Annotated in this window: 5 protein-coding genes; 4 read left to right on the top strand and 1 reads right to left on the bottom strand. The window is 63.9% G+C overall.

Annotated elements, in window-relative coordinates; genetic code table 11:
* Positions 1-1,081 precede the first annotated feature (1,081 nt).
* Entirely contained in the window at positions 1,082-1,300 is a 219-nt protein-coding gene (locus IVB32_RS13250; protein ID WP_247410550.1) for a hypothetical protein, read from the bottom strand.
* A 227-nt stretch (positions 1,301-1,527) separates the two neighbouring features.
* Between IVB32_RS13250 and IVB32_RS13255 the strand changes: the two genes are divergently transcribed.
* The 4 genes from IVB32_RS13255 to uraD all read left to right on the top strand — a co-directional run.
* Positions 1,528-1,806: a hypothetical protein gene (locus tag IVB32_RS13255; protein ID WP_018456703.1), complete on the top strand. Its 279-nt coding sequence runs from the start codon at positions 1,528-1,530 to the stop codon at positions 1,804-1,806.
* An 89-nt stretch (positions 1,807-1,895) separates the two neighbouring features.
* Complete coding sequence (locus tag IVB32_RS13260) at positions 1,896-2,309, top strand: DUF3830 family protein (protein ID WP_007601448.1); 414 nt, start codon at positions 1,896-1,898, stop codon at positions 2,307-2,309.
* Positions 2,310-3,245, top strand: a complete 936-nt coding sequence (puuE, locus tag IVB32_RS13265; RefSeq protein ID WP_247375621.1) for an allantoinase PuuE — start codon at positions 2,310-2,312, stop codon at positions 3,243-3,245.
* Between the two features lie 7 nt (positions 3,246-3,252).
* On the top strand, positions 3,253-3,954 hold a 702-nt coding region (gene uraD / locus IVB32_RS13270; RefSeq protein WP_247410551.1), incomplete at its 3' end, for a 2-oxo-4-hydroxy-4-carboxy-5-ureidoimidazoline decarboxylase.

Raw genomic sequence — 3,954 nt, forward strand, 5'->3', positions numbered from 1 at the left:
GCGTGGCGGCAGGTCTGATCGGCGGCGCGATCGCAGAGAGCAGGCGCCAGGAGTACTACGAGGACCGCTATAATTACGGTCCCGGTCCTTACTACGGCGGCCAGGGATATTACGGCGGCGGTCCCTACTATGGTCCGCGTGGCTATTATCAGCCGTATTAGGCGCCTGTCCTCGCCGCAGTCTCGTTCTCGCCAAGGGGCGGTGTTTTGCACCGCCCCTTGTTGCTTCTGCGCGAGGCGTCTCATTGCGCGACCTGTGTCGCGGGCGCGTCAATCCCCTCCAGAAAAAATATTCCGCTTTACCGAAATTCGGAAACGGCGTATGTGTCGCCCATCCTGGCTCATCCTTGAGGGGCGATCTTGTGGTCGTCATGTTCGCGAGCCGGGCTTGCGGTGGACGCGGCAGCGTTCGGGTGCGAGAGGCCAAGGGCAGGGCGGATTGCTCTCCGTGAGCCCAAGGCTGCGTGCCGACGAGCGGCGCTGCTAGGCTTCGTCTCGTCTGTAAGTTTCCGGCTCCGTCGACAGGGCTGGGAAAACTGCGGCGAAATGGCGGGCCGTGCGTACGGCAAAACCGTGTGGTCCTGGCCGTCGTTGCTACGGTCAAGCCCTGGCGGATGCGGCATCTGCGTCAACCGGCGCGGTGCCGGTGACTTCTGCGAGGACGAGGGAGGCCAAAGAGAACTCGGCTCCCGGGAGAGCACGGCATAAGCCGTCCAACCATCGCGCAGGGAAGGCCGAGTGATTGGCTACACCTGTATGCTGCTGTGCGGTTTTCCTGCGTGTGCTTTTCGCGCAGCGGACCGCGGGTGCCAGCCGGCACCCGGCCTTCCCTGCGCCCTCTTGGACAAGAGGGTGAAGCGACGAAGCAAAGCTCGGGCGAAACGCGCCGCGAGGACGCGAAGGCATGTCTGCAAGTTGAACCTGAATTGGAGGACGGCGATGCTGCCCTTTGCTCCGTCATTGCGATCGCAGCGAGCGATCCAGAAATGCATCCGTGGAAAATGTCTGGATGGCTTCGTCGCAAGAGCTCCTCGCAATGACGATGTGGAGGCAGTTTCGCTGATCGCGCTAGGCTTCCGGCATCACCGTCCCGCTGGTGCAGACATCGCGCCGTTGGAATAGCGGGACCAGTCGGGCCCGGTCGGCTGCGACGGCCAGAGCGCGGCGTTGGAGTCGCGCACCGACTGGGTGATGGGATGGGGCTGCGCCTTGCGGACATGACGGCGGTCGTTCGCCGCGGCAGTCTGGATGGCGGCGGCGGCAATCAGCGTCGCGCCGAGAATGATGAAAGTCTTTTGCATTGTTTCTTTCTCCCGTGACGACGCCCGGCTGTGAGATGTGTGTTTTGTGTGTCGCCGTCGCGGCTGACATGGCGACGCGCCCGGCCGATATCACCGCTCGCGACATCACATTGGGGCGAGCCAATTTTCTAGCCTCGGCTAAATATTCGGCAATCGCGACCGGTGGCACCGGTGGACTTGCCTGCTCCAATCCGGTTCAATGGGCCAAATCTGGTTTTCAGGCGACAATGATGTCGAAATATCTGCTGGTCCTTCTGCTGATCGCCTCGCCGGCCGTGGCGCAGGTCAAGCTGACCCCAAAAACATCGGCGGCGCATCCGGACCCCTGCGCGCCGATCGGGCGGACCGCGGACGGCAAGCTGGTCTACTCCATGAAATGCGAGAATTTGCCTGTGCCGCCTCCGTCGCCGCAGGCGGAACTGAGGGAGGCGCCGCAGCCCGCCGCCGAGCCGGAGCCCGAGACGCGGCGGAGTGGCGTTTTCGGCTGGTCCTACGACCGCAGGTAACGGGCCGCGCCCCTTGCGCGAAGCCCGACGGAGTGCTCTTTGCCTGAAAATTCCCCGTGGGGCCACCGCCCCCGATCCAGAGAGATGAGATGACCAAACTCGTTATCCGCGCCGGCGACTTCACCTTCGATGCTCGTTTCGAGGAGCAAGCGGCCCCGAAGACTGTCGCCGCGTTCCGCAAGGCGCTGCCGTTCGAAAGCCACATCATCCACGTGCGCTGGAGCGGCGAGGGGGTGTGGATGCCGCTCGGCGACCTCGATTTCGGTGTGGGCTACGAGAATCACACCAGCTATCCCGCGCCCGGCCAGATCATCCTCTATCCCGGCGGCATCAGCGAGACCGAGATCCTGATGGCGTATGGCGGCGTGCACTTCGCGAGCAAGATGGGCCAGCTCGCCGGCAACCATTTCATCACGTTGACCTCCGGCTTGGAGAATCTGGCGACGCTCGGCAAGAGCGTGCTGTGGAAGGGCGCGCTGCCGATCCGCTTCGAGGAAGTCTGAGTGACTGGTGCCCGCTACCCGCGCGATCTCCGCGGTTACGGCCGCAACCCGCCGCACCCGCAATGGCCCGGCAACGCGCGGGTCGCGGTGCAGTTCGTCGTCAATTTCGAGGAGGGCGGCGAAAACAACATCCTGCATGGCGACCCGGCCTCGGAAGCGTTTCTGTCCGACGTGCTCGGCGCACAGCCTTGGCCCGGCCAGCGCCACGCCAATATCGAATCGATGTTCGAATATGGCTCGCGCGCCGGCTTCTGGCGGCTCTGGCGGATGTTCAGCGAGCGGAAGTGGCCGACTACCGTGTTCGGCGTCGCCACAGCGCTGAAGCGCAATCCGGAAATCGTAGCTGCCATGAAGGAAGCGGGCTGGGACATCGCCAGCCACAGCCTGAAGTGGATCGAGCACAAGGACATGACCGAGGCGCAGGAGCGCGCGGAGATCGCGGAAGCGATCCGCGTCCACACCGCGGCGACCGGCTCGCGGCCGCTCGGCTGGTACACCGGGCGCTCCTCGATCAACACCAACCGTCTGTTGATGGAGGAGGGCGGCTTCCTCTATCTCAGCGATTCCTACGCCGACGATCTGCCCTATTGGGTCAAGGGCGCCAGCGGTAAGCAGCTCGTCATTCCCTATACGCTCGACGCCAACGACATGCGCTTCATCAATCCGCAAGGCTTTGCCGAAGGCGAGCAGTTCTTCACCTATCTGAAGGATGCCTTCGACGTGCTCTATGCCGAAGGCGAGAGCGCGCCGAAGATGATGTCGGTCGGCCTGCACTGTCGTCTCGCCGGTCGCCCCGGCCGCGCGGCGGGGCTGATCCGCTTCCTCGACTACATCGGCAAGCACGAGCGCGTCTGGGTGCCGACGCGATTGCAGATCGCCCAGCATTGGCACGACAAGCATGCGGGCCTTGCCGACGATGCTTTCGAGATCGGATAGGGCAGCAATGTCACAGATCGCCTTGTCTGATCTCAATGCCGCGAGCTTCGACGATTTCGTGGCCGTACTTGAAAACGTGGTCGAGTACTCGCCTTGGATTGCCCAAGAAGCCGCGGCGCGCCGTCCGTTTGCCGGCATCAATTCACTGCTCGACGCGATCAAGGCGGCGATCGCTAGCGCTGAGCCCGAGGTGCAGCTGGCGTTGATACGCGCGCATCCCGACCTCGCGAACAAGACCCAGCGCGCAGCGGGACTCACGCCTGACTCGACTGCCGAGCAGAGCAGCGCTGGTCTAGACCGTCTGTCGGACACCGAATATGCGGCCTTCGAGCGGGCGAACAATGCGTATCGCGAAAAATTCGGTATCCCCTATATCGTCTGTGCGCGCCGGCACACCAAGGACTCCATTCTGCGTGACTTCGAGTCGCGACTGCAGAACATTGCCAAGACCGAGACACGCCGCGCGCTCGAGGAAATCTCCCGCATCGCTGCGCTGCGGCTGGACCAGCTCGTCAGTGCTGACGACAAGCTGAAAGTGCACGGCCGGCTCTCGACCCACGTGCTGGACAACCACGCCGGCAAGCCCGCACCGGGCATTCCGGTCGAGCTGGTCGAGCTCGCGAATCTCGGCGAGAGCCGCGTGATAGCGCGCGCGGTGACCAATGCGGACGGCCGCACCGACCAGCCGCTGATCGGCGGCCGGCCGCTG

The sequence above is a fragment of the Bradyrhizobium sp. 23 genome, from assembly GCF_023073295.1.
GTDB lineage: Bacteria > Pseudomonadota > Alphaproteobacteria > Rhizobiales > Xanthobacteraceae > Bradyrhizobium > Bradyrhizobium canariense_D.